Annotated in this window: 22 protein-coding genes, 1 tRNA gene and 1 pseudogene; 7 read left to right on the top strand and 17 right to left on the bottom strand. The window is 66.9% G+C overall.

From position 1 onward, the window contains the following. Position 1: 1 nt before the first annotated feature. Complete coding sequence (locus tag CAL13_RS15765) at positions 2-652, bottom strand: cytochrome c3 family protein (protein WP_086072896.1); 651 nt, start codon at positions 650-652, stop codon at positions 2-4. Positions 653-882: 230 nt separating this feature from the next. On the opposite strand from CAL13_RS15765, the gene CAL13_RS15760 reads away from it, so the two are divergent. Beyond that, the gene (locus tag CAL13_RS15760; RefSeq protein WP_086072895.1) at positions 883-1134 is read left to right on the top strand and encodes a hypothetical protein; all 252 of its coding nucleotides are present in this window, start codon (positions 883-885) and stop codon (positions 1132-1134) included. Positions 1135-1190: 56 nt separating this feature from the next. Here CAL13_RS15760 and CAL13_RS15755 read toward each other — a convergent pair whose 3' ends face one another. The 12 genes and pseudogenes from CAL13_RS15755 to CAL13_RS15700 all read right to left on the bottom strand — a co-directional run bounded on the left by CAL13_RS15755 (position 1191) and on the right by CAL13_RS15700 (position 15574). Then, positions 1191-1439, bottom strand: coding sequence for a hypothetical protein (locus CAL13_RS15755; RefSeq protein ID WP_086072894.1), 249 nt, complete (start codon positions 1437-1439; stop codon positions 1191-1193). Between the two features lie 85 nt (positions 1440-1524). Next, positions 1525-2619, bottom strand: a complete 1095-nt coding sequence (locus tag CAL13_RS15750; protein WP_086072893.1) for a calcium:proton antiporter — start codon at positions 2617-2619, stop codon at positions 1525-1527. A gap of 39 nt (positions 2620-2658) precedes the next feature. After that, complete coding sequence (locus CAL13_RS15745) at positions 2659-3198, bottom strand: DUF934 domain-containing protein (protein ID WP_086072892.1); 540 nt, start codon at positions 3196-3198, stop codon at positions 2659-2661. Then, a complete protein-coding gene (locus tag CAL13_RS15740) occupies positions 3191-4924 on the bottom strand; it encodes a nitrite/sulfite reductase (RefSeq protein ID WP_086072891.1) in 1734 nt (577 codons plus the stop codon). The genes CAL13_RS15745 and CAL13_RS15740 overlap by 8 nt, the downstream gene beginning before the upstream one ends. A 254-nt stretch (positions 4925-5178) precedes the next feature. After that, complete coding sequence (locus CAL13_RS15735) at positions 5179-5628, bottom strand: HU family DNA-binding protein (protein ID WP_086058229.1); 450 nt, start codon at positions 5626-5628, stop codon at positions 5179-5181. A gap of 228 nt (positions 5629-5856) precedes the next feature. Further along, positions 5857-6630 carry a uroporphyrinogen-III C-methyltransferase gene (gene cobA / locus CAL13_RS15730; RefSeq protein WP_086072890.1) on the bottom strand — a complete coding sequence of 258 codons (774 nt, stop codon included), beginning with the start codon at positions 6628-6630 and terminating at the stop codon, positions 5857-5859. A 40-nt stretch (positions 6631-6670) separates the two neighbouring features. Further along, a complete protein-coding gene (locus CAL13_RS15725) occupies positions 6671-9403 on the bottom strand; it encodes a nitrate reductase (protein WP_086072889.1) in 2733 nt (910 codons plus the stop codon). Positions 9404-9426: 23 nt separating this feature from the next. After that, positions 9427-10626, bottom strand: a pseudogene (locus tag CAL13_RS15720) (NAD(P)/FAD-dependent oxidoreductase); the annotation flags it as partial. A gap of 21 nt (positions 10627-10647) precedes the next feature. Then, positions 10648-11577 carry an ABC transporter ATP-binding protein gene (locus CAL13_RS15715; RefSeq protein ID WP_086072887.1) on the bottom strand — a complete coding sequence of 310 codons (930 nt, stop codon included), beginning with the start codon at positions 11575-11577 and terminating at the stop codon, positions 10648-10650. A 3-nt stretch (positions 11578-11580) separates the two neighbouring features. Then, complete coding sequence (gene ntrB / locus CAL13_RS15710; protein ID WP_086058224.1) at positions 11581-12417, bottom strand: nitrate ABC transporter permease; 837 nt, start codon at positions 12415-12417, stop codon at positions 11581-11583. A gap of 10 nt (positions 12418-12427) precedes the next feature. Beyond that, positions 12428-13726 (bottom strand): CmpA/NrtA family ABC transporter substrate-binding protein, encoded by a 1299-nt coding sequence (locus CAL13_RS15705; protein ID WP_086072886.1) that lies wholly within the window; start codon positions 13724-13726, stop codon positions 12428-12430. Between the two features lie 390 nt (positions 13727-14116). Then, the gene (locus CAL13_RS15700) at positions 14117-15574 is read right to left on the bottom strand and encodes a phospholipase D-like domain-containing protein (protein ID WP_086058222.1); all 1458 of its coding nucleotides are present in this window, start codon (positions 15572-15574) and stop codon (positions 14117-14119) included. Positions 15575-15730: 156 nt separating this feature from the next. Between CAL13_RS15700 and CAL13_RS15695 the strand changes: the two genes are divergently transcribed. Both CAL13_RS15695 and CAL13_RS15690 read left to right on the top strand, forming a co-directional pair. Beyond that, positions 15731-15806: transfer RNA gene (locus CAL13_RS15695), tRNA-His, on the top strand. Between the two features lie 474 nt (positions 15807-16280). Continuing rightward, positions 16281-17447 carry a hypothetical protein gene (locus tag CAL13_RS15690; RefSeq protein WP_086072885.1) on the top strand — a complete coding sequence of 389 codons (1167 nt, stop codon included), beginning with the start codon at positions 16281-16283 and terminating at the stop codon, positions 17445-17447. A 47-nt stretch (positions 17448-17494) separates the two neighbouring features. On the opposite strand, the gene CAL13_RS15685 is transcribed toward CAL13_RS15690, so the two are convergent. Beyond that, positions 17495-18367 (bottom strand): EamA family transporter, encoded by an 873-nt coding sequence (locus CAL13_RS15685; RefSeq protein WP_086072884.1) that lies wholly within the window; start codon positions 18365-18367, stop codon positions 17495-17497. Between the two features lie 155 nt (positions 18368-18522). Between CAL13_RS15685 and CAL13_RS15680 the strand changes: the two genes are divergently transcribed. After that, on the top strand, positions 18523-18774 hold the full coding sequence (locus tag CAL13_RS15680) for a hypothetical protein (RefSeq protein ID WP_086072883.1): 252 nt from the start codon (positions 18523-18525) through the stop codon (positions 18772-18774). Between the two features lie 336 nt (positions 18775-19110). On the opposite strand, the gene CAL13_RS15675 is transcribed toward CAL13_RS15680, so the two are convergent. Further along, a complete protein-coding gene (locus CAL13_RS15675; protein ID WP_086072882.1) occupies positions 19111-19647 on the bottom strand; it encodes a low affinity iron permease family protein in 537 nt (178 codons plus the stop codon). Between the two features lie 120 nt (positions 19648-19767). Beyond that, positions 19768-20868: a DUF748 domain-containing protein gene (locus tag CAL13_RS15670; protein WP_086072881.1), complete on the bottom strand. Its 1101-nt coding sequence runs from the start codon at positions 20866-20868 to the stop codon at positions 19768-19770. Positions 20869-20999: 131 nt separating this feature from the next. Here CAL13_RS15670 and CAL13_RS15665 point away from each other — a divergent pair, with 131 nt between their 5' ends. Beyond that, positions 21000-21248, top strand: a complete 249-nt coding sequence (locus CAL13_RS15665; RefSeq protein WP_086059525.1) for a hypothetical protein — start codon at positions 21000-21002, stop codon at positions 21246-21248. Positions 21249-21300: 52 nt separating this feature from the next. Here CAL13_RS15665 and CAL13_RS15660 read toward each other — a convergent pair whose 3' ends face one another. Continuing rightward, positions 21301-21537, bottom strand: coding sequence for a hypothetical protein (locus tag CAL13_RS15660; protein ID WP_086058214.1), 237 nt, complete (start codon positions 21535-21537; stop codon positions 21301-21303). Positions 21538-21743: 206 nt separating this feature from the next. Here CAL13_RS15660 and CAL13_RS15655 point away from each other — a divergent pair, with 206 nt between their 5' ends. Beyond that, a complete protein-coding gene (locus CAL13_RS15655; RefSeq protein WP_086072880.1) occupies positions 21744-22019 on the top strand; it encodes a hypothetical protein in 276 nt (91 codons plus the stop codon). After that, the gene (locus tag CAL13_RS15650; RefSeq protein ID WP_086059523.1) at positions 22016-22510 is read left to right on the top strand and encodes an NUDIX domain-containing protein; all 495 of its coding nucleotides are present in this window, start codon (positions 22016-22018) and stop codon (positions 22508-22510) included. The genes CAL13_RS15655 and CAL13_RS15650 overlap by 4 nt, the downstream gene beginning before the upstream one ends. Positions 22511-22515: the final 5 nt, after the last annotated feature.

The raw sequence follows: 22515 nt of genomic DNA, 5'->3' as shown, positions 1-22515 counted from the left end.
GTCACCGATGACAGGTCGTGCAACTGGTCATGCGGGCCTCGCTCTCGAAACGAAAGACCTGGCGCAAGCGCTCGATCTCATCGTGCGACAGTCTGGGCGGGTCGCCCATCTGAAAGACCTGGTCCGGCGGCACCGCGTGCTTGTCCGGCGCGCGGTGGCAGTCCAGGCACCACTGCATGTCCAGGCGCTGCTGACGCACCAACTCGGGCATGCGGTCGACGCGCCCGTGGCAGGTCACGCAGGCCATGCCTTTCGCCACGTGAATGCTGTGGTTGAAGAAAACGAAGTCCGGCAGGTCGTAGACGCGATTCCAGTGGATCGGCTCGCCGGTGCGCGCGCTTTCGAACAGGGGCGCCAGGGCCGGCGAATCGCGGAACAGGACGGAATGGCAGCTCAGGCAGATCTGCGTGGAGGGCATGCCCGCCGAGGCCGATCGTTCCACCGACGTATGGCAATAGCGGCAATCGATCCCGTCGTCGCCGACGTGATGGCGGTGGCTGAAAGGAATAGGCTGCGCCACGGCGACCTCCGCCATCACAGGCGCCTGCATTTGCCAGGCCATGAGCGCAATGGTCCCTCCGATCAATACGACGATACCCAGCAGTACCAGCTTGACGCACAGGGTCGCGGCTTTATCGAAGATCTGTGGCATGGGCGCGCGGGGCCTTGAGGCAGGCGGGACGGTGGCCGGGAAATCGCGCCGTCGTGCAATTCGCATGCCCTGCCGTCCGGGAGGGGACCCGGGCCGGCGTCCGTATGCATGCGCCCGGGGCGTTCAGCTTCCCGTAGGGCTGATGCCAGCAGCGTTCGAAGGAATTACATGCGTGCGGCGGGGCATGACGTTTGCTGTGCCTTGCCATCCCGGAACCCAGGAGGTAAGCCATGTCGCAGTACCGCAATTTCGAAATCGAAACCACCATCGTCCCGGACGCCGCGGGACAGTACGAAGCCGCGTTCGTCCTGCGCCGCAAACAGGGCAACCCGGAACAGCAGGGCGGGGAATCGGGGCAACAGGCCGGGCAGGAGACGCGCTACGAGTTTCCGCCGGTGGGCAGCTATATGACGCCGGACGACGCGCGCGAACAGACGGAAGCCTGGGCGCACAAATGGATCGACGCCAATTTTTCAGAGTAGGGGCGGTTGTGCAAGGCAGCCGGTGCGCTGCCTTATCCGAGCTGCTGGCCGAACGCCTACAGCACCGTGTATTGCGGCTTGCCCGAGGGCTCGACGCCCTTGACGGCCATCATCAGATAGCGCGCATGGCGCTCCGCCTCTTCCTGGGTTTCGAACACCAGCGGCGAGGGCGCAACGACCACGCGCTCTCCCAGACCGGCGCCACGCTTGCGCGTCGTGACGCGAACACGGTAATCGCCCCCGCGCGCGATGACCTTGCATTGCACGCGGTAGCCGTCGATCGATACACCTTCCGTCCAATTCATCTTGCACTCCTTTCGCGCCGGCGGTAAAGGCGCGATTCTCGCGTCGCAGCAATGGAGGCGCTTTGAGCAAGAGCCGTGCCCGCGGTTACAGGCCCAGGCCGGTCAACATCAGAAAGGTCAGGAACAGCGCGAAGTGCGTCATCCCTTCGATGGCATTGGTCTGGCCGTCATTCAGATTGATGGCCGCCACGATCAGCGTAATGGCCGTCATGACTACCTGCACCGGCGTCATCGCCATATGCAGCGGCAGGTCGAACATCAGCGCAAGCACCGTGATGACCGGTACGGTAAGCGTCACGGTCGACAGCGATGCGCCCATCGCGATGTTCACCGTGGATTGCATGCGGTTGGCCAGCGCCGCCCGCAGCGCGGTCAGGATCTCCGGTCCGGCCGAGATGACGGCCACGACCAGCGCCAGCAAGGCCGGCGGCGCATGCGTATCGCGCAGCCCGCGGCGCAGCGCGCCCGACAACGGTTCGGCAAGCGCCCCCACCACCGCCACGCCGATCAGCATGATCGCTACCGAGTAAAGCGGCGAGGTCTGCGTGGCGGGATCGATTTCGCGCCGGCGTTTTTTCTCGGGATAGGCATAGCTGAAAAAATAACTGTGAGGGCCCGTTTGCATGCGCAGGAACACGCCGTACAGCATGACGAGCACGACGACGGTGAAGATGCCGTATACCGGCCACCAGCGAGCGGGCACGAATTCCGGCACCGCCATGGCGATGCTCATGGCGCTCAGGATCATCACGGTGTAGGTGCGCGCGGAGTCGTCGTTGTAGGCCTGTTCCCCGTGCTTGAAGCCGCCGATCAGCGCGGCCAGCCCCAGCGTGCCGTTGATGTCGAGCATGACGGCCGAATAGATGCTGTCGCGCGCCAGCGTGTCTGCGCGGGTGTGCAGTATCACCATCGCCAGCACAATCACTTCCACCAGCACGGCCGACAGCGTCAGGATCATCGTGCCATAGGGGTCGCCCACCTTGCGGGCCAAAACTTCGGCGTGGTGCGCCACGCTCATCGACGCCCCGAGTATGGTTACGACCAGGACGGCCGACACCACCAGGGCCCGCACCGTATCGTCCATGTAGACGGCTTCCAGCGCGAACGCCAGCGCGCCCACGACGATGGCGAGCAGCAGGTATTTCTCTTGTGCGATCAGGGAGTAGGGAGAAGGGCCCATGACGCGCGTTAAGCAAGCGCTGCGCCCGGGCCCGCGCCGTCAGGCTGCGTGCAGCTGAGGCTCCGGCGGCGTGGCGTAGCCGCGCTGGTGGGGATGGCTGAAGGTTTTCAGCGCCTTCAGCGCCTTGACCGGATCGTGTCCCGGCTTGACCAGGAAGCTGTCGAATCCGCAGCGCGCCTGGTAGTTCACGGTATCGATCAGGACGTCGCCGATCGCCCGCAGCTCGCCTTGCCAGCCAAGGTGGGTGCGCAGGATCTGTGCGATGGAATAGCCCCGGCCGTCGGTATAGACCGGAAACTCGATGGCGATGAAGGCGATGCCCGCCGGGTCGATCGTGCGCGCGCCGTTTTCCAGCAGTGTGTCCGGATCGGCGTCCGGACCGAGCAGGATGGCCACCGGATGTTGCCGCCTGCGCAGGTCGTCGCGCGACGCCAGCCAGGTCTGCAGGGGGACGATCCAGTCTGGTTCGTCCGGCGGCAGGAGGGCGCCGCCGTCCGGGGCGGGTTCGAAGCGGCGCGACGTATCGGCCGTGAGCCGGCCGTAGCGGATCAGGTTGTGGACGGGCTGCGTATCAGGCATGGGCGGCCTCTCCGGTTTTCTGACGCTCGGCATCGCCGTACACGTCAATCTTGAAGGGATCGATACCGACGCGCGCGACCACGTCTACGAAACGTTCCGCCTCGCTGTCGCGCAGGCGCAGGTAGGTGCGGATCAGGGTCTCGACCACGCCGGGCACTTCATCGCGCGCGAACGACGGGCCGATGATGCGGCCGATGGCCGCGCCGCCGGCGCGCTGGGGGTCGACGTCTTCCAGGTTGTCGCCGGCGCCGTTCTGGCGGCCGCCGATGGTGACCTGGTACCACTCCTCGCCGGCCTTGTCCACGCCAAGGATGCCGATGTGGCCGACGTGATGGTGGCCGCAGGCGTTGATGCAGCCCGAGATGTTCAGATCCAGTTCGCCGACTTCGAACAGATAGTCCAGATCGTCGAAGCGGCGCTGGATGGCCTCGGCGACCGGAATCGAAACGGCGTTGGCCAGCGCGCAGAAATCGCCGCCCGGACAGGAGATGATGTTGGTCAGCAGACCGATATTCGGGGTGGCGAGCTTCAGCGGCTTGAGCGCGTTCCACAGCTCATACAGCTTGCTGCGGCGGACGTCGGGCAGGATCAGGTTCTGCTCGTGGGAGACGCGCATCTCGCCGAAGGAATAGGCGTCGGCCAAGTCGGCGATCGCGTCCATCTGGTCGGCGGTCACGTCCCCGGGCGGCGTGCCGGTGGGCTTCAGCGACAGGGTGACCGCGGCGTATCCCGCGACGCGATGCGGATGCACGTTCTTGCGCAGCCAGCGGCCGAAGGCCGGGTCGGCCTGCGCCAGCGTATCGGTGGGATCGTGTTCGTGCCCGGCCGCCGGGTCGTAGTCGGGCCAGGTGAAGCGGCTGGCGATCTTGTCCAGGTCCGCCTGCGTCAGCTTGTTCGGGCCGTCCTTCAGATAGCCCCACTCCTGTTCGACCTGTTGTGCGAAGACCTCCGGCGTCAGGTCCTTGACCAGGATCTTGATGCGGGCCTTGTACTTGTTGTCGCGGCGGCCGTGCAGGTTGTACACCCGCAGAATGGCCTGCAGATAGGTCAGCAGGTCCTGCCAGGCGACGAATGGCTTGATCAGCTTGCCGACGATGGGGGTACGGCCCAGACCGCCGCCCACCCATACGCGGAAGCCGACCTGGCCATCCTGCTCCAGCGCCTGCAGGCCGATGTCGTGCACGCCCACGGCGGCGCGGTCCTCATGCGCGCCGCTGACGGCGATCTTGAACTTGCGCGGCAGAAAGGCGAACTCCGGATGGAACATGGACCATTGGCGGATGATCTCGCACCAGACCAGGGGATTGGTCACCTCGTCCGGCGCCACGCCGGCGAAGTGGTCCGTGGTCGTATTGCGGATGCAGTTGCCGCTGGTCTGGATGGCGTGCATCTGCACGGTGGCCAGTTCGGCCAGGATGTCGGGCACGTCTTCGAGGCGGGGCCAATTGAACTGCATGTTCTGGCGGGTGCTGAAGTGCCCATAGCCGCGATCGTATTTGCGGGCGATGTGGCCCAGCATGCGCAACTGGCGGGATGTGAGCATGCCGTACGGGATGGCCACGCGCAGCATCGGCGCATGGCGTTGGATATACAGGCCGTTCTGCAGCCGCAGTGTCCGGAAGTCATCCTCGGACAATTCGCCGGCCAGGAAACGCTGGGTCTGATCGCGGAATTGCGCCACCCGTTCTTCGACCAGTTGCTGGTCTATGGGGTCATACACGTACATGTCTATGCGCCTCGATTACGCTGCCGGATACGGCTACGGCCGCTGGAAAAACGGCGGAAAACGCAATCGTAGCGTGTATGCGCCCAGGCTGTCCCCGCTATGTACCTGAGGTTATTTAGTTAGACGGGCGGCTTATTAGCCCGGGAAGCGGCGCATGAAAAAACCCGCCTTGCGGCGGGTTCTGTCCTGTGGACGCAGGCTTGGAAAGCACGCTTGCAAAGCGGGCTTGTCAAGCTTGCCTCTGGCTGCCGGTATTACTGCGCGGCGTCCTTCAGCTTCTTCAGCGGACGGACCTTCACCTTCACCGAAGCCGGCTTGGCGGGGAACCAGCGCTCTTCACCCGAGAACGGATCCTTGCCGAAGCGCTTGGGCTTGGCGGGAACCTTCTGCACGGTAACCTTGAACAGGCCGGGCAGCGTGAATTCGCCGGCGCCCTTCTTGTTCACGGACGCGAGCACGGCGCCTTCCAGGCTGGCCAGCACGGCCTTGACGGATTTGGCTTCGACGCCGCTCTGTTCGACCACGTGGGCCACGAGCTGGCTTTTGTTCAGGGCGCTCTTGATGGCGGACAGGGGAGCGGCGGCTTTCTTGGCCGACGCGGTCTTGGTCACGGCAGCCTTTTTGGCCACGGCTTTCTTGGCCGGGGCTTTCTTGGCAGCAGTCGTGGAGGCTTTCTTTGCAGGAGCTTTAGCTTTAGTGGCCATGGTCGAAAGAAAAGTAGGGTTGAAATAGCACAAGGCTAAGGCCGTTCGCCTGGCGACGGCTGAACGCGATCATACTTAAGGCGCGCGTTCGTGTACATGATTTGACGCGTATTGCGCGTGAAAAACGGCGAAAGAGGCTGCCTAACAACGGTCTCGCCGCATATTTGAGCTTCGGAGCCCCTGAAAACAGGGGTTTTGCGAATCGGCCGATCGCGAAACCCCTTGTTTTCAGGCAGCCTGCGTGATGGCGCGGCGCCGTTCGGCGGCGCGCATGTGCGATACGGCGGCGCCGATGACGATGACCGAGGGGCTGCGCAGGCCCGCCGCGGCGATGTCCGCGGCCATGCGGTCGAGCCGCGATACCACGTGCCGCTGCGCCGCGCAGGAAACGCGATGGACCACGGCGACGGGCGTGTCGGCGGCGAAGCCAGCGTCCAGCAGTTCGCGCATGAGGCCGTCGCTGTCGCGCATGCCCATATAGCAGACCACGGTCAGGCCGCTGGCGGCCAGCGCGCGCCAATCCGGCCGCGTCGCGTCCATGGTATGTGCGGTCACGAGCGCGACGCCGCGGCTCACGCCGCGATGGGTCAGCGGCAGGCCGAGCGCGGCGCCGACCGCAAGCCCCGCGGTGATGCCGCCGACGGCCTGCGCGGCGATGCCGCGATCCGCCAGCCAGGCCAGCTCTTCGCCGCCGCGCCCGAAAATGAAGGGATCGCCGCCCTTGACGCGCGCCACGACTCGGCCTTGCCGCGCGTAGCGGGCCATCAGCCGCAGAATGAAGTCCTGCGGCGTGGAGCGGCAGCCGCCGCGTTTCCCCACCTTGACGATGCGGGCGCCGGGCGCGGCCAGCCCCAGGATGGCTTCACCGACCAGATCGTCGACCAGCCAGACTTCAGCCTGCGCGAGCACGCGCGCGGCCTTGACGGTGAGCAGATCCGGGTCGCCGGGGCCCGCGCCCACCAGCCATACCTTGCCGGCCCTGCTGGCGCTGTCGCTGCCCATTGGCCCGCGCCGCTCCGTGCGCATTGTGCGATGTCCCCGTTCAGCCGGCATGATCCACCGCCTTCCCGGCACGGGCCCGTGCGACCATGCGGGCGATTTCCGGACCGCAGGATCCGCATCCTGTCGCGCAGCGCAGGGCGCCGCGCAGGCCGTCCATGTCGAGGCCGGCGTCGATGCCGTCCTGGATGGCGCGCTCCGTGACGCCGTGGCAGACGCAGACGGTGCGCGGCCGCGCGCGCACGGCGCCCTGGCCCAGCAGCAAACGCGCGAGGCTGATCTGGCTGGCGCCGCCATCCGCCCATGCGAGCAAGGCGTCGAGCAGCCGCACGTCGCCCGCCAGGAGGAAAGCCGATGGCTTTCCATCGGCCAGGGCGAGACGGCGCAGCATGCCGCGATGCGGGTCTTCGAATGCCGCCTGCGGATGCGCCACGCCCAGGTCGTCGCACAGCGCCCGGATGGTGTCGGCGTCCGGCGCCTGCGGCGCTGCCAAGGCGACGCGCACGCCGCCTCCGCCGGCCGTTGTCGGCGTCACCACGGCATGGGGAAAACGCCGCAGCCAGGGCGCCAGCGCCAGCCGCAAAAGCGCCGGATCGCCACGTCGCCAGCCCGCTGCCTGCCAGGGCAGTTTCGCCGGCCGCACCGCGATGGCGCAGTGTTTCAGTTCGGGCTGGTGCGATATGGGATCGCGCGCGGGCTGGGTCAGCGCGTTGATGCCATCGCCGGCGATGAAGGCGCTGCCCCAGTGCATCGGAAGAAACGCCTGTCCCGGGGCGAGGCTGTCGTCCGCGCGCACGGCGATGTGGACCTGGCCGCGCGATGAAGCCACGTGGGCCAGCTCGCCGTCGTGCATGCCCAGTTTCGCCAGATCGTCGGGATGCAGGGAAACCCATGGCGCTTCGACATGGCGGATCAGGCTGGGCGATAGCGACGTGCGCGCCATGGTGTGCCAGTGATCGCGCAAGCGACCGGTGGTCAGGGCAAGCGGAAACGTCGGGGATACCGGTTCGGCGACCGGTATGTGATCGACGTCGATGAAGCGCGCGCGGCCGTCCGGCGTGGCGTAACGGCCGTCGGTGTACAGCCGCGCGGCGCCTGGTCCGCCGCCGGCGGGACAGGGCCATTGGCGCGGTCCCTCCCGGTCCAGCACCTCGTGGCTGAGACCGCTGTAATCCAGATCGCGTCCGGCGGTGAAGCGCACGTGCTCGGCGAACACCGCGGCTTCGTCGGCATAATCGAACAGCGCGGCCTTTTCCGGCGCAATGCGGCGCGCAAGCCGCTGCGCCACGCCGGCGGCCAGGCGCCAGTCGGCCATGGCGTCGCCGGGCGGCGCGATGGCCGCGCGCACGCGGCTGACACGGCGTTCCGAGTTCGTCATCGTCCCGGACTTCTCGGGCCACGTCGCGGCGGGCAGCACCAGGTCGGCATAGCCGACGGTTTCGGTGCCTCGATAGGCCTCCTGGACAATGACCAATTCGGCCTTTGCCAGCGCTTGCCGTACGCGCGCCTGGTCGGGCAGGGACTGCGCGGGGTTCGTCGCCACGATCCAAAGGGCCTTGACCCGCCCCTGGCGCGCCGCGTCGAACAGTTGCAGGGCCGGCAATCCCGGGGTCGATGGCAAGCCGGCCACGCCCCACAGGTCCGCCACGTCCGTCCGGTCGGCGGCGCTGGCGGGATCGCGATGGCCTGGCAGCAGGGTCGCAAGGCCGCCTGCCTCCCGTCCGCCCATTGCATTGGGCTGGCCCGTCAGCGAAAACGGCCCCGCGCCGGGTTTGCCGATCTGCCCGGTCGCCAGGTGCAAATGGATCAGCGCGGCGTTCTTGGCCGTGCCGTTGTGCGATTGGTTCAATCCCATCGTGTACAGCGACAGGGTGGCCGGCGAACGCGCGAACCAGCGCGCCGCGCGGATGATGTCCGCCGCGGGCACCCCGCATACGTCTTGCGCGCGCGCCGGCGTCCAGGTCCGGACGCGCGCCTCCAGCGCCTCGAAGCCGCGGGTGTGGCGCGCAATGTAATCGCGGTCGATCAGCGACTCGGCGATCATTGCGTGCAGCATCGCGTGAAACAGCGCGACGTCGGTGCCGGGCAGGATGGGCAGGTGCAAGTCCGCCGCCGCCGCGGTGTCGGTGCGGCGCGGATCCACCACAATGATCCGCATATCGGGCCGGGCTTGCCGCGCGGCCTCCAGCCGGCGGAACAGGACCGGATGCGCGTAGGCGACGTTCGCGCCGGCGATGAAGACGGTCGAGGCGGACTCCAGATCGTCGTAGCAGGCAGGCGGCGCGTCGGCGCCCAGGGTCAGCTTGTAGCCCGACACGGCGCTGGACATGCACAGGCGCGAATTCGTGTCGATGTTGTTCGTGCCCACCAGCGCGCGCGCCAGCTTGTTGAAGACGCTGTAGTCTTCGGTCAGCAACTGGCCGGACAGATAGAAGCCCACCGCATCCGGGCCATGGGCGGCAATGATGGCGGCCAGGCGGTCGGCGGCGATGTCCAGCGCGCGATCCAACGGGATGTCGCGCCTGGGCGCGCTTCGGGACGGCCGCCATTGCGCGTGCAGTACGCGGGCGTCATCGCGCCGCACGGTATCGGCCAGGGCCATGCCCTTGCTGCACAGCCGGCCGCGATTGGCGGGATGCGCGGCGTCGCCCTCCACCGCGATGACGCGGTCGCCTGTGGCGTGCACCCGCACACCGCAGCCGGTGCCGCAATAGCAGCACACCGATTCCACCACGCGGGTTGTCCTGGCGGATGCGTCTTGGTCTGGCGCATGCATGATCAGGCCTCCGCGTTGCCGGCCTGGCCCAGGATGAGCCGGTCGCGAATGTCCGCCACCGGCCTGGCTTCCTGGATCAGACGCAGATACCAGGCGCCGTCCGCGGTATCGCCGTACAGGCAGGCGCCGACCAGCTTGTCGTCCTTGACCACCAGCTTCCGGTAGACATTTCCCGGCGTGTCGCTCAGGGTGATGCTCTGCGTGCCGGGCGCGCCGGCGAAGTCGCCGGCCGAAAACAGTTCGATGCCGGTGACCTTCAGCCGGGTCGCCGCGATGCTGCCCGCGTAGCGGCCGATGCCGTGCCGTGCCAGATGATTGGCGGCGACGCGCGCCTGCTCGAAAATCGGCGCCACCAGGCCGTAGGCCACGCCCCGGTGGCGGACGCATTCGCCCACCGCGTAAATGCACGGATCGTAGGTCTGCATGGTGTCGCTGACGACGATGCCGCGGTCCACGTACAGCCCGGCGTCCTCGGCCAGCGCGGCGTTGGGCCGGATGCCGACCGCCATGACTACCAGATCGGCCGCGACCTCGCTGCCGTCGGCGAAGCGGACCGCGCGCACGCGGCCCGCATCGTCGCCCACGATGGCGGCGGTCTGCCGGGCCATCAGGAATGTCAGCCCGCGGGATTCAAGGTTGCGCCGGAGCAGGCCGGCAGCGCCCGCATCGAGCTGGCGGTCCAGCAGCGTCTCGGCCAGGTGGGCCACGGAAACCGCCATTCCCCGCGCCGCCAGGCCGTTGGCGGCTTCCAGCCCCAGCAGGCCGCCGCCGATCACAACGGCGCGCCGATGCGTCGCGGCCGCCGCGATCATGCGGTTCACGTCCTGGATGTCGCGGAAGGTGACCACGCCATCGAGATCCTTGCCTGGAACCGGAAGGACGACCGGACGCGAGCCGACGGCCAGCAGCAGCCGGTCGTAGGGCAGCTGCGTACCGTCGTCGGCAAGCACACGCCGGCGCGCGCGGTCGATGCGCGTGACGGTGCGGCCCAGCAACAGCCTGATGCCGCGCCGCGCATACCAGTCCTCGTCGCAAAGCACGATGTCGCGCAGGCTCTGTTCGCCGCTCAGGACCGGCGACAGCAGGATGCGGTTGTAGGCAGGGCAGGGCTCCGCGCCGATCACGGAGATGTCGTACAGATCGGGATCGAGGGTCAGCAGTTCTTCGAGCGTCCGCGTGGCGGCCATGCCGTTGCCCACGATCACCAGTCTGGGTTTATCCATATCGGTCTCCGGCGGCGGTAATCAGGCCGCGCCGCGCGCCGAGGCGCGATCGGCGGCGTGAGGCGTCTGCGGCCGCAGCGGCGTTCGCATTGCCGGCTTGTCCGGCGGCATTGCCGCCGCCGGAGATGGCGCCACGGCGGCCTTTTGCGAATGCGATTCCTGCTGCGCCGGCTGGGCGTAGCGGCGATGCAGGAAATCGATGACCGCCGCCCGGCATGCCAGATAGCGGGCGTCGTTGGCCAGCGACAGACGGTCGCGGGGCCTCGGCAAAGGCACGTCGAGCACCTGCCCTATGGTCGCGGCAGGCCCGTTGGTCAGCATGACGATGCGATCGGACAGCAGCACGGCCTCATCGACATCATGCGTGACCATCATGGCGGTGGTGCGCGTCTGCGCGACGATCTTCAGCAGTTCGTCCTGCAGGTGGGCGCGCGTCAGGGCATCGAGCGCGCCGAACGGCTCGTCCATCAGAAGCACCTTGGGCTCCATGGCAAGGGCCCGCGCGATGCCGACGCGCTGCTTCATGCCGCCGGAAATTTCGCGCGGCAGGCGGGACCCGGCGTGCGCCAGCCCGACCAGCTCCAGCGCGGCGTGGGCCCGCCGCGCAAGCTGTGCGCGCGTTTCGCGGCCGCCGAAGACGCGTTCGACGGCCAGATGAACGTTCTGCAGGCAGGTCAGCCAGGGCAGCAGCGAGTGGTTCTGGAAGACGACCGCCCGTTCGGGCCCCGGTCCCGCGATCTCCTTTTCCGCGCAAAGCAGCACGCCGGACGTCGGCCTGGTCAGCCCCGCGACCAGGTTGAGCAGTGTGGATTTGCCGCAGCCGGAATGGCCGATCAGTGCGATGAATTCTCCCTGCGCCACCGTCAGGTCGATGTCGCGCAGCGCGACGTACGGGCCCTTGCGTGTCTGGAACACCTGCCCCACGCCTTCGATGCGTACGAATTTGTCCATGGCTCACTCCTCGTAGGCAAAGCGCCGCGCCAGCTGCATCAGCAGCACGTCCAGCAGCAGGCCGACCACGCCGATGACGAAGATCGCGATCACGATGTGCTCGACCTTCAGGTTGTTCCATTCGTCCCACAGCCAGAAGCCGATACCCGTGCCGCCCGTCAGCATTTCGGCAGCGACGATGACCAGCCATGCCGTGCCGATGGACAGACGCACGCCGGTCAGGACGTGCGGAAGCGCCGCCGGCAGCAGGACCTTGGTCAGCACCTTCCATCCGGACAGATCCAATACCCGGGCCACATTCAGGTAGTCCTGCGGGACGCGCGCCACGCCGGCGGCCGTGTTCAGGATCATCGGCCAGATCGAGCAGATGAAGATCGTCCACACCGCCGCCGGGTTGGCGGCCTTGAACAGCAGCAGGCCCAGTGGCAGCCAGGCCAGCGGCGACACCGGGCGCAACAGGCTGATCAACGGCGACAGCATGGCGTTCAGGCCGCGCGACCGTCCAATGGCGAAGCCCAGCGGGATACCCGCCAGCGCGGCCAGGCCGAAGCCGGACGCCACGCGAGCGAGCGAGGCCAGGACATTCCAGCCTATGCCCTGGTCGTTGGGACCGTTGTCGTAGAAAGGGTGCGCGAACAGCGCGACGGCTGCTTCCCAGGTGCGCCCGGGCGTCGGGATTGCGGGAGCGAGCAGGGACACGGTCTGCCAGACCAGCACCAGAACCGCGAGACCGGCGGCGGGCCCGGCCAGCAGCCGCAACACGGACTGCACGGCGCCATCGAGGCGCCCTGGACGCGCAGCAGGGATAGCCGGCGCGGCAGGGGAAATAGGTCTTTGCATGGCGGCCTCCTCAAACCTTCACGTCGAAGCCGTCCGCGTAGGCGGCGGGATGGCTGCCGTCCCAGACCTTGCCGTCCATCAGCGTCGCGGAACGCATCTCGCCAGCCGGCAGCGATACGCCCAGCGCCGCGGCTGCCTGCTTGTAGACGTCGATGCGATTCACCTGTCTTGCCACGGCCAGGTAGTCCGGATGATCGGGCAACAGTCCCCATCGCTTGTGCTGGGTCAGAAACCACATGCCGTCGCTCAAATAGGGAAAATTCACTGCCCCGTCGTTGAAGAAGCGCATGGCGTGCGCATCATCCCAGGTCTTGCCCAGGCCGTTGTCATACGTGCCGAGCATCCGGCCGGCGATGACGTTCACGTCGGTGTTGATGTAGGACTTGGCGGCCACCGTTTCGGCGGTCTTGCGGCGGTTTTCGGGCGAGGCGTCGATCCACCGGCCGGCTTCCAGCACGGCCGCGGTCACCGCGCGCGCCGTGTTGGGATACCGCGCTACGAAGTCGGCCGTGGCGCCCAGCACTTTCTCCGGATGGTCGGCCCAGATATCCTGCGTGGTTGCCGCGGTGAAGCCGACCTTGTCCATGATGGTGCGGGCGTTCCAGGGCTCGCCGACGCAGAAGCCGTCCATGTTGCCGATGCGCATGTTGGCGACCATCTGCGGCGGCGGCACCGTTATCGCTTTCGCATCGCGCAGCGGATGTACGCCATGCGCCGCCAGCCAGTAGTACAGCCACATGGCGTGCGTGCCGGTGGGAAAGGTCTGTGCAAAGGTGTAATCGCGCTTCTGCGTCCGCATGATCCGCGCCAGCGAAGGGCCGTCCGTGACGCCTGCTTCCTTCAACTGCTGCGAAAGCGATATGGCCTGGCCGTTCTGGTTCAGGCCCATGAGCACCGCCATGTCCTTCTTCGGCCCGCCTATGCCCAGGTGCACGCCGTAGACCAGGCCGTACAGCACGTGCGCAAGGTCCAGTTCTCCGTTCACCAGCTTGTCGCGCACGCCGGCCCAGGATGCCTCCTTGGATGGAACGATCTTCACGCCGTGCTTCTTGTCCAGGCCCAGTACCGACGCCATGACGATGGAAGAACAGTCGGTCAGCGGGATGAAGCCGATCTTCACTTCGGTCTTTTCCGGCGCGTCGGAGCCTGCGGCCCAGGCGCCCGCGCGCACGCCGGGATCCAGCGCGGCCAGCATGGCCGCCCCGGCCGCGCCGCGGGCAGCCATGCCGATCAGGCGGCGCCGCTCGCGGTTGGCCGGTTCCGCCGTCGCGGGGGGTATCGGATGCTGCGGACGTGCGTTGCGCTTCATTCGGTCGCTCCAGGCAAAAAAAAACGTCCCGCGCGCCCGGCGGTTTCCCGTGCGTGCGGAACGTCGTTGTTCCAATCGCCGCCTGCGCGGCTCGCGAGCCGCCCATGGCCCGCACTTTCATCAAAGCAATAGGTATGCCAATTTCCCGGGCGCTACCGGTACTTTGGGCGAAGCGGCGGTTTTACCGGGTTTTCAAGGCCCGGTCGAAGACGCCGGGGCGCATTTCGCCGGGCCGGCCGGCAGGGTGGGGGCTGCCGGGCTGCCGCGTGATGGTGCAGGCGGGCGCGATGTTGCGCCATTGCGGTGCAACAAGGAGCAGGCATCGGATCGCGGTACCGGGGCGCGCCGGGTCTTTACTGAATGCGCGTCGTCTTCGGGGTCCCGACGGCGCTACAGGTAAGGCGTGGCCAGCCAGATGATCTTGTTGCGCAGCCGCTTCAGAAAAGGCATGGCGTGCAGCGTCTCCAGGGTCTGCGGCGTGGCCGACGCTATGGCGGCGTCGATGCGTTCCCCGATCCACCTGGCCGTCGCCCGATCGTAGATCTCGGTGTCCAGCTCGAAATTCAGGCGCAGGCTGCGCGGATCCAGGTTGGACGAGCCGGCGTACGACCACGCGTCATCCACCGTCATCAGTTTCGAATGGTCGAACATGCCTGTGGTGCGCCAGACCCGGCAACCGCAGCGGATCACCTGGTCCAGCTGCGCCGTCATCGCGTAGTCGACCAGGCGCAGGTTGTTGCGCCCGGGAATGACGATGTCCACGCGTACCCCGCGCCGGGCCGCCGTCGCCAGCGCGCCGATCAAAGTCTGGTCCGGCAGGAAGTAGGGCGACTGGATGCGCACATGGTGCTGCGCCACCGCCAAGGCGCCGAGCAGCATGTTGTGCGTGCTGCCGATGGATCGATCGGGCCCCGAAGGTACGCAGCGGACCGCGGCATTGCCCGCCGGCACGCCGTTGGCATGGTTGAACCACAGGCTGCCCGCCAGCGATTCGCCCGTGGTGAAGTCCCAATCGTGCGCGAACACCGAGAGCAGCTGCGTCACGACGGGGCCCTCGTAGCGGAAGTGCGTATCCCGATTGGTCTCCTCGCGGGCCAGCGCGCTGACGAAAGCGGCGCGGATGTTCATGCCGCCGGAAAACCCGATCCGGCCATCCACCACCAGGATCTTGCGGTGGCTGCGCAGGTTGGCGTATGGCATGCGCAGAACGCCCAGGGGGTTGGTCATGAAGCGCGCCGTCGGCACCCCGCCTTTCTTCAGCATCCGCACGATCGGGGGCCGTGAATAGTGCGATCCCACGGCGTCGATCAGCACGCGCACCTGCACGCCGCGCTGGTGCGCCTCGATCAGCGCCTGCGCCACCTCGCGCCCGATCGGGTCGTTGTCGAAGATATAGGTCTGCAGCGCCACGGTGTAGCGCGCCTGCCGGATGGCCTGCAGCATGGCGGGATAGGCTTCGTCGCCGCCATCCAGGGGGTGCACCGCGTTGCCGCCCAGCAATTGGAAATGGCTGATCTTGTCGGCAAGGACCTTCATCGACGCGAACTGCGGCCCGGACAGCGGGACGACGTCCGGATGCGGGGCCCAGGTCTCGCGCGCGTAGGCCACCATGGCCTCGTCACGCAACTGCGACACCCGCGTAATGCGGATGCGGTTGACGCCCGCCACGAAATAGGCGGCCGCGCCGAACAGCGGCGAGAACAGCGTCACGCCGACCCAGCCGATGGCGGCGCGCACATCCTGCTTGGTCATGGCGGCATGGACGGCGGCGCCGGCCCCGGCCACCAGGCTCACCGTGAAGATGATGTGAGGCCAATAGTCTTGCAAAAGCTGGTGCAGTTCGCGCATGGTTTTAGGTATGCATTAGCCGGGCGAGTTGCAGAGGCTTGGCCGGCCCCGTCCGGGATCCGCCAAGCCGGGAGAATACCAAGGCAGCCGGCCGCCATGCCGGCCCGGCTTGAAACTCCGGCGCCGAACCTGTTAGAATCTCGCTTCTTTGCTGCGGTGGCTGTAGCTCAGTTGGTAGAGTCCCGGATTGTGATTCCGGTTGTCGTGGGTTCGAGTCCCATCAGCCACCCCATTAAACTCATTGCGAATCAGGCGCTTGCGGAAAATCCGAAGCGCCTTTTTTGTTTTCACCGCCCGCTGCCCCGCTTTCCGGAATCCATTTCGAATCGCCATATAGCGTGGGCCGACGCCACCCAAATGATCCCGTAACGAGAGAGCCGCGGGATAAGGACGATTTCCAGGGCGCGATACCGCACGCGCTGGAACGCTTTGCTTGCCGCCTTGAACTCAGCCTTGCGATTTTTCCTACAGGCCTGAAGGAGGCATCCATGACGATTTCCCGCGTTGCCGGTGACGGCGCTATTGAAGCGTTTCCCAACGTCCCTGCGGGGACACGGTCTCGCACCGGTTCCCATCCTCTGGAGACCATTGCGAACGCCAACACGGAACGGATCGTCCAACTCCTACAGCAATATCGGAACGTAGCGCCTGATTGCTCCACGAATCCGTCCGAGGGCTCGTTGCCCTCTGACAAGGAGGAGAAATCATGCCAATCATCAGTCAGGAAGCCCGGCCCCTGACGCCGCTTTCCCCCGTCCCGCCCGAGATCCCGCCGCGCCCCGGTCTGGACGAATTCGATGGACGCCTGTCCGCCCTCGTCACGACGGGCGCGCAGGCGCACCGCCAACAAATCGGCCACCTATTGCAGCGAATCGAACGAACGCCGATCGGCCGGCAGTTGCTGGCCGAACTTCGGGATCTTGCGGCGCGCGGCTCGGTCCCAGCGGTCGCGCTGGAAACGGATATGCAGGGCGGCGCCGGGACGCCGCCTATGCAGGAAAGCGCCGTTGTCCGTTTGAAGGCCGAGATGCTGCGGCCGCAAGCCACCCAGGTCGGTGTACCTTCGGATGTCGAACACGCGCCGGCGTTCTTTCGCGATCTGGTTGCGGTGCGCAATTGCCTGGTGGCGCGTAGCGCCGACGCGATTGCGGGTGGACCGGACGGGCGGGGCTTTGCTCCGCTGGACGCCGCCGAACTGTCACGCACCTTCGCCAGCGAGCTGCAGGAACACCTTGCCGGCGAACAGTCTCATCCCGGACGCGATCGGACCGCCACGTTCGCCGCGATCCCGGGCAGCCTGAGCAGGACGCTTTCCAACCAAGGGTCGCCGCCAGACGCGATTCCGGAAGCGTTCGCGCCCCAGCATCCGTACGGCGCCACTACGGAGCCGAGGGCGGAGTCCGGCACGCGCCGGCCGAACCGTCTGCGGGCCAGCATCCGCTGGATCGGGCGCCGAATGACCCAATTGGGCCGGATTTTCTCCCCCGCACGCCGTCTCACGCACGCGAGCGACCGTAAACCCGTGGCGTCGCCAAGCGGCCCGGCGACACCATCGCCCGGCAGCACGGCCACGCCGGCATCTGGCAGCGAAGCAACCCATCGCGCCAACGATCCAACGGCGGTGCCGGCGCCCCTGCAGGCGCAGGAGGAAAATGGGCCGGCGCCGGTCCCGGCACCCCGAGGCAGGTCGTGGACCGTGTCCCGGGCGAATGCGAAACCCGTCGCCCCCGCGCTGCCGGATGCCGCGCAAAGCGAAGAGGCGCCGCTTTTGCGGCCCGCGCCGGAGCCGCGTCGTCACCGGCGTTCTCCGTCCAGCGTGAATCCGGCGCCGCTCGCGGCGAACCCGACGCCTCCGATCCCCGAAGAAGGCTGAGCGCCAGGAAGCGCCGCCCGGCGAACGGGCGGCGCCCGGCTTCGTAGTCAGGCCGCCTTCGTGCGCCATCGCGCGCCGAAGGCATTGATCAACAGCCCCGCCATGACCAGCGCGGCGCCCGTAATCTGCGGCAGCGTCAGCACTTCATCGAGCAGCAGGGCCGCCGATGCCAGGCCAAGAACGGGAACCAATAAAGAGAAGGGCGCAACCTGCGCGGCGGGATAACGCGACATCAGCCTGGCCCACAGGCCATAGCCCACCAGTGTTGCGCCGAACGACAGGTACAACACCGCGAAGACGGACGAGGCGCCGATGGACGTGAAGGCCGCATGAATGCGGTCCGGTCCCTCGAAAAACCAGGAGAAGGCCAAAAAGGGGAGCGGCGGAACCAGGCTGCCCCAGACCACCAGGCCGAGCATGTCGGCCTTGCCCGCCTTTTTGGTGACGATATTGCCCAGGGCCCACATCAGCGCAGCGCACAGCGTCAGGCAAAAACCCGCCAGCGTCATGGCGTCGCCGCCTTGTTCGCCGATCAGCGCGAGTCCGCAAGCGGCCACGATCAGTCCCGCGGCGTTGTGAGCGCGAAAGCGTTCGTGCAAAAACAGCGCGCTGAGTCCCACCGTGAAAAAGGCTTGCGCTTGCAGCACGACGGAGGCCAGCCCGGCCGGCATGCCGACGGCCATCGCGTAGAACAGGAAGGCGAACTGGCCCAATGAGATGGTGGCGCCGTAGGCGATAAGCCAGCGCGTCGCGATGGCCGGACGCTTCACGAAAAACACCGCCGGCACGGCGGCAAGCATAAAGCGCAGCGCACCGAGCAGCATGGGCGGTATGCCATGCAACCCGATCTTGATGACGACGAAATTCACACCCCAGACGAGAATGACGACGAATGCAAGGAGAAGGTCGCGCGGCGACATGGCGGTTCCGGACGGATGGGACACCAGATTGTCCTATATCCGGGCAGCTTTTATGATGGGCGCCGGCTTGCGAGCTGGGGCGCGGATCTTCGGGCCCGGCCTGTCCGGCCGCGCCATGTCCACGTTTGTCCGCACCTTGTATCCATCGCCGGGCCATGCCAGACACCGATGCTTTTGAATACCGTGGTCACGCCGTCTCCATCGAGATCGCACAAGTGCAGGCGGAGTCGGATACCGGCGTTTATCTGACGACGATCGCCGTGGCGCCCTTGGGCGTGGACGGACGGCCCGGTACCGCGACGTTCGTTTGCAAACGTTCCCAATATGTCTACCTGGATGGCGCGGCCGCGCGCGAGGCGGCACGCGCGAAAGCCATGAAGTACATCGACGAACGAAATGGCGCGTGATTCGCGCAATCCGTCCAGACCGGGCTTTGCGCAAGGATGCCCTCGTACGGCATAGCGTTTGCGAACGAGCGGCGATGCCTCATGGTGAGGCACAGGAGGATGTCCCGCATGGCACCTGTCGAACCCACTCAGCCCGGTTTGCCCGAGAACCCCGATATTCCGCCGCCGCCTTCATCGCCCGGTCCGGGCAAGCCGCCGCCGCCTAGCGCGCCGGTCCCTCCCGGGCGGCCGGATGCCGAAGGCGAGAATGTCATCCCGACGCCCCGCCCGTCCACCCCGGATGCGGGCTGGGTTGCATGAACGCAGCGGGGGCGCCGGGGCAGCAGCGCCGGCGCATCAGCGCGCGTCCTCGCCGGACGCCGCCCGCTCCGGCCCGCGGCGTCGCGCCTTTTCCTGGCTGGCAGAGCGCGCGCGCTCTGCCAGGTCCTGGTAGCGCTTGGCGACCTGCTTGATCTCTTCCTCGTCCATATCCTCGATATCCACCAGACTGCTGTCCGCATCTTCCAGCGCGCACAGCAATTCGTCGAGCTTCAGATGCAGGGCGTGGCTGTCCTTGTTCTGGCTCTGCTGGATCAGGAACACCATCAAAAAGGTGACGATGGTCGTGCCGGTATTGATGACCAGTTGCCAGGTCTCCGAATAATGAAAAACCGGGCCGCAGATGAGCCAGACGAGGACGGCCCCCGTCGCGAGGCCGAACGCGAACGGGGAGCCGGTCCACTGTGTCACTTTGCTGGCGAAGTGATCGAAAGTGCTGCGGAAACCGGCGCCGTTTCGCGGCGGCTTGCCGGAAGGCTTGGAACGTCCTGGTTTGCCGGAGAAGAACGAAGTAGGGCGGGTCGAGGTGCCGCCGTGTCTGCGTAGGGTAGTCATGCGCGGATTCCTTCAATGATGCGCTTTCCCCCGCAAACCCTGTGCCCATCCGTAGCGCGGTGACGGTCGCGCCGGCCGCGTCGTGCGATATGGACGGCCCCAGTTGACGGCTGCCCCGCTTCACTTCCCGATCAGTTCTCCGAGGGCGCCCCCCAGGCCTTTGACGGCGGAACCGACGCCCTCGGCCACGCCTTCGACACTGACGCCAATGGCTTTCGCGAAGCCGCCGACAATGCGCGTCGACATATCGTCCGTCAGCGAGAACTTGGGATCCTTCAGGCTGCCCTGCAGGGTGAAATCGAACGTGACTTCGCCCTTGCGGTTTTCCAGGGCGGCGATCACGGCCTTGCGCGGAATGGAGCCCAGGTTGTTGCTGAACTCCGTATCGCGCAGCCTTACCTTGCCGTGGGCGTCCAACTGCTGGTTCTGCACGCGCGTCGTCATGTCCAGGTCCATCTGGCCGCCTGTCAGGACGGAAGGGGAATGCCGCTGCAGATAAGGGGCGAGCAGTGACACATCGGCGCCCGCCAGGGTCGTACGGACGTCGGCGTCGCGGCTCGGCATGGCGAGCCAGCCCGTGACCTGCGCCGTGCCGCGCCGCTTCTTGCCCACGATCTCGCCCTTCATGTTTACCTTCGTCTGCGCGTTGTTCGCCGGCGCGTGCAGCGGGCCGATCTCCGCATGGACGTTCTCGAAGGGCACGCGGTAGGGTTTCTTGGCGACCTGGCCGTCGAAAAAGTCCAGCCGTCCGCTTTCCAGCACCAGCTGGCCGACGTCAGTCTCGCGCTTGGGTTTGTCCTCGCCGCGCTGTCCGCCATTCTTCTGCGCCTGCTCGTCGGCGCGCTGGCGGGCGCGTTCCCGCAGGGTGGGCAGTATCTCCAGGCGGCCGCCGGGCGCGCGCAGCACCGACAAGTAGTAATCGCTGATGACGACGCGGCGTATCGAAATACGGTCGGACAGCAAGGCGCGCCAGTCCGGCTCCAGCGTGGCGCGCGCGGCCCGCAAGGTCTGCCGCGCCGGCCAGTCCGGCGGCGCGCCGATCTCCACGTTCTCCAGCACGATCTGCGACCACCCCACGTCGATGCGCGCGGCGTGGCCCTGGTCGCCGAGCAGATCCTGGATCCGCGCGACGACCACGCGCGCCGCCACGTGCATGGCGAGCGCCGCGAGGATCGCGACGACGACCACCGGGATCACGACATACTTGACGGACTTTCTCATAGACTTCGGTGTGATGGCAGGCCGGTGTGGCCGGCTGCGCGTTGCATACACGTGGGCCGGCGTGCCGCCCGGCCCGTGCTAGCATCCCCGCCCTGTTGACGCGATACCCCATCCGCAAGGAGGAAAATGCCATGGATACCGACGAAAAGCTCGCACTGGTGGCGCAGACCATCGCACACCAGGGCGGTCAGATCAGCGCCCTGACCGCCGCGTTGACCTGCATGCTGCACATCGCCCGGGGAACGCCCGGCTTGCGCGAGGCCGTGGAAACCCGTCTCGAGCAGAATTATGCGGGCCTGCTGGCCCGTTCGGAAAGCCAGCAATACGTGGCCGGCTTCGAAGCCATGCGCGATGCGATCGCGGCCGCCCTGAAATCCTGAACGTCCTGGCGCTGCCTGAGGCCGCCGGAACAGCGGCCTTCCGCGTCCGCCTTCAATGTTTCTCTTCCGCCTGGTGGGCGCCTTCTCCGGGCAGCACGGCGTCCACGATCGCGTCGCCGAAGCCTTCGCGCACCCCCAGCGCCTTCTCGCCCTGCGGCGTGACGCCGAAGCGCTGGCCCTGCCGCGCGATCAAGCCGCGCTCCAATAAGGTTTGCGCCTGGGTGTCATCGACGCCCTGGTCCCCTGCGTGAATCTGTTTCAGCAATCGAAGTTGTTCCTGGGTCAGCATGATCGGTCTCCGTCTGCGGCCGCTGGCGATACGGCAGCGTGGTATGGGATCCACGATCGAGCAAACCCTGTACCTGGCTAGCGTCCCAGCGGGAAAACCCGGGTTAACTTTGCACCATCCGCTGGTTACAAAATATTCCGCGTCTTGTCATGACCGGCGGCTATGCTCGCCATCGACCGCTCATTCTCGGAAAGGGGGAAGCACGCGTGCATCGAAACAACGACATCTACAAGGGTTACCGGTTGACTGCCATGGTGGCGCGCGACGTGCCCCAGCCCCCGGAAGGGGGGACGCCGATCTTCCGCGCGGTGGTTCGGGTGGCTCCGGCTTCGCTGCAACCGGAGGATGGCGATGAATATCCCATTCCCCGATTCATGGATGGCGGCTTTGTCTACAGTCCCGCCGAGGCCGTGCACGCGGCCGTTGCGCACGGCCGGGAAATCGTCGACGCGATGTGCGGGGCGCGGCCGGCTTCCCAATGACGGATTTCGCGCGGTCCTCTTTGGGACGCCTGCGCGCGCTGGCCGGCCCAGGTCCCTTGCTATGTCCTTGTGTGCGCGTGGTGGTGGAACGGCCGGATGGCGCGATCCTTATGCATGCCCGGGCCGATTTCACGGGGATGTGGGGGTTGCCCGGCGGCCATATCGAGGTCGGCGAGTCGGCGCTGCAAGCTGCCCGGCGCGAGGTCCTGGAGGAGACGGGGCTGATCGTGCATACGCTGCATCCGTTCGGCCATGCCTCGGACCCTGCCGTCGAGACCGTGACGTTGCCCAACGGCGACATCTGCCACTACCAGGCGCTGCTGCTGCACACCCGCGACTTCGACGGCCATCCGCAAGGCAATCCGGGCGAGGCGCCGGCGCTGCGCTGGATCGACCCCGCCGGCGACCTGCCGCCCATGATGCCGCACGTGCTGGGCACAGTGCGCGCCTTCCTGGCCTATCGCGGCGGGTCGGGGTTCCAGCTTTTGTAGGGCCG

This window comes from Bordetella genomosp. 9, assembly GCF_002119725.1.
GTDB lineage: Bacteria > Pseudomonadota > Gammaproteobacteria > Burkholderiales > Burkholderiaceae_B > Bordetella_C.
This window is presented reverse-complemented; position numbering and strand designations above follow the sequence as displayed.

Excerpts from the sequence above, each read along its gene's own strand:
- CAL13_RS15765 (WP_086072896.1), bottom strand. The coding sequence starts at position 652 with ATGCCACAGATCTTCGATAAAGCCGCGACCCTGTGCGTCAAGCTGGTA.
- CAL13_RS15760 (WP_086072895.1), top strand. The coding sequence starts at position 883 with ATGTCGCAGTACCGCAATTTCGAAATCGAAACCACCATCGTCCCGGAC.
- CAL13_RS15755 (WP_086072894.1), bottom strand. The coding sequence starts at position 1,439 with ATGAATTGGACGGAAGGTGTATCGATCGACGGCTACCGCGTGCAATGC.
- CAL13_RS15750 (WP_086072893.1), bottom strand. The coding sequence starts at position 2,619 with ATGGGCCCTTCTCCCTACTCCCTGATCGCACAAGAGAAATACCTGCTG.
- CAL13_RS15745 (WP_086072892.1), bottom strand. The coding sequence starts at position 3,198 with ATGCCTGATACGCAGCCCGTCCACAACCTGATCCGCTACGGCCGGCTC.
- CAL13_RS15740 (WP_086072891.1), bottom strand. The coding sequence starts at position 4,924 with ATGTACGTGTATGACCCCATAGACCAGCAACTGGTCGAAGAACGGGTG.
- CAL13_RS15735 (WP_086058229.1), bottom strand. The coding sequence starts at position 5,628 with ATGGCCACTAAAGCTAAAGCTCCTGCAAAGAAAGCCTCCACGACTGCT.
- cobA (WP_086072890.1), bottom strand. The coding sequence starts at position 6,630 with ATGGGCAGCGACAGCGCCAGCAGGGCCGGCAAGGTATGGCTGGTGGGC.
- CAL13_RS15725 (WP_086072889.1), bottom strand. The coding sequence starts at position 9,403 with ATGCATGCGCCAGACCAAGACGCATCCGCCAGGACAACCCGCGTGGTG.
- CAL13_RS15715 (WP_086072887.1), bottom strand. The coding sequence starts at position 11,577 with ATGGACAAATTCGTACGCATCGAAGGCGTGGGGCAGGTGTTCCAGACA.
- ntrB (WP_086058224.1), bottom strand. The coding sequence starts at position 12,417 with ATGCAAAGACCTATTTCCCCTGCCGCGCCGGCTATCCCTGCTGCGCGT.
- CAL13_RS15705 (WP_086072886.1), bottom strand. The coding sequence starts at position 13,726 with ATGAAGCGCAACGCACGTCCGCAGCATCCGATACCCCCCGCGACGGCG.
- CAL13_RS15700 (WP_086058222.1), bottom strand. The coding sequence starts at position 15,574 with ATGCGCGAACTGCACCAGCTTTTGCAAGACTATTGGCCTCACATCATC.
- CAL13_RS15690 (WP_086072885.1), top strand. The coding sequence starts at position 16,281 with ATGCCAATCATCAGTCAGGAAGCCCGGCCCCTGACGCCGCTTTCCCCC.
- CAL13_RS15685 (WP_086072884.1), bottom strand. The coding sequence starts at position 18,367 with ATGTCGCCGCGCGACCTTCTCCTTGCATTCGTCGTCATTCTCGTCTGG.
- CAL13_RS15680 (WP_086072883.1), top strand. The coding sequence starts at position 18,523 with ATGCCAGACACCGATGCTTTTGAATACCGTGGTCACGCCGTCTCCATC.
- CAL13_RS15675 (WP_086072882.1), bottom strand. The coding sequence starts at position 19,647 with ATGACTACCCTACGCAGACACGGCGGCACCTCGACCCGCCCTACTTCG.
- CAL13_RS15670 (WP_086072881.1), bottom strand. The coding sequence starts at position 20,868 with ATGAGAAAGTCCGTCAAGTATGTCGTGATCCCGGTGGTCGTCGTCGCG.
- CAL13_RS15665 (WP_086059525.1), top strand. The coding sequence starts at position 21,000 with ATGGATACCGACGAAAAGCTCGCACTGGTGGCGCAGACCATCGCACAC.
- CAL13_RS15660 (WP_086058214.1), bottom strand. The coding sequence starts at position 21,537 with ATGCTGACCCAGGAACAACTTCGATTGCTGAAACAGATTCACGCAGGG.
- CAL13_RS15650 (WP_086059523.1), top strand. The coding sequence starts at position 22,016 with ATGACGGATTTCGCGCGGTCCTCTTTGGGACGCCTGCGCGCGCTGGCC.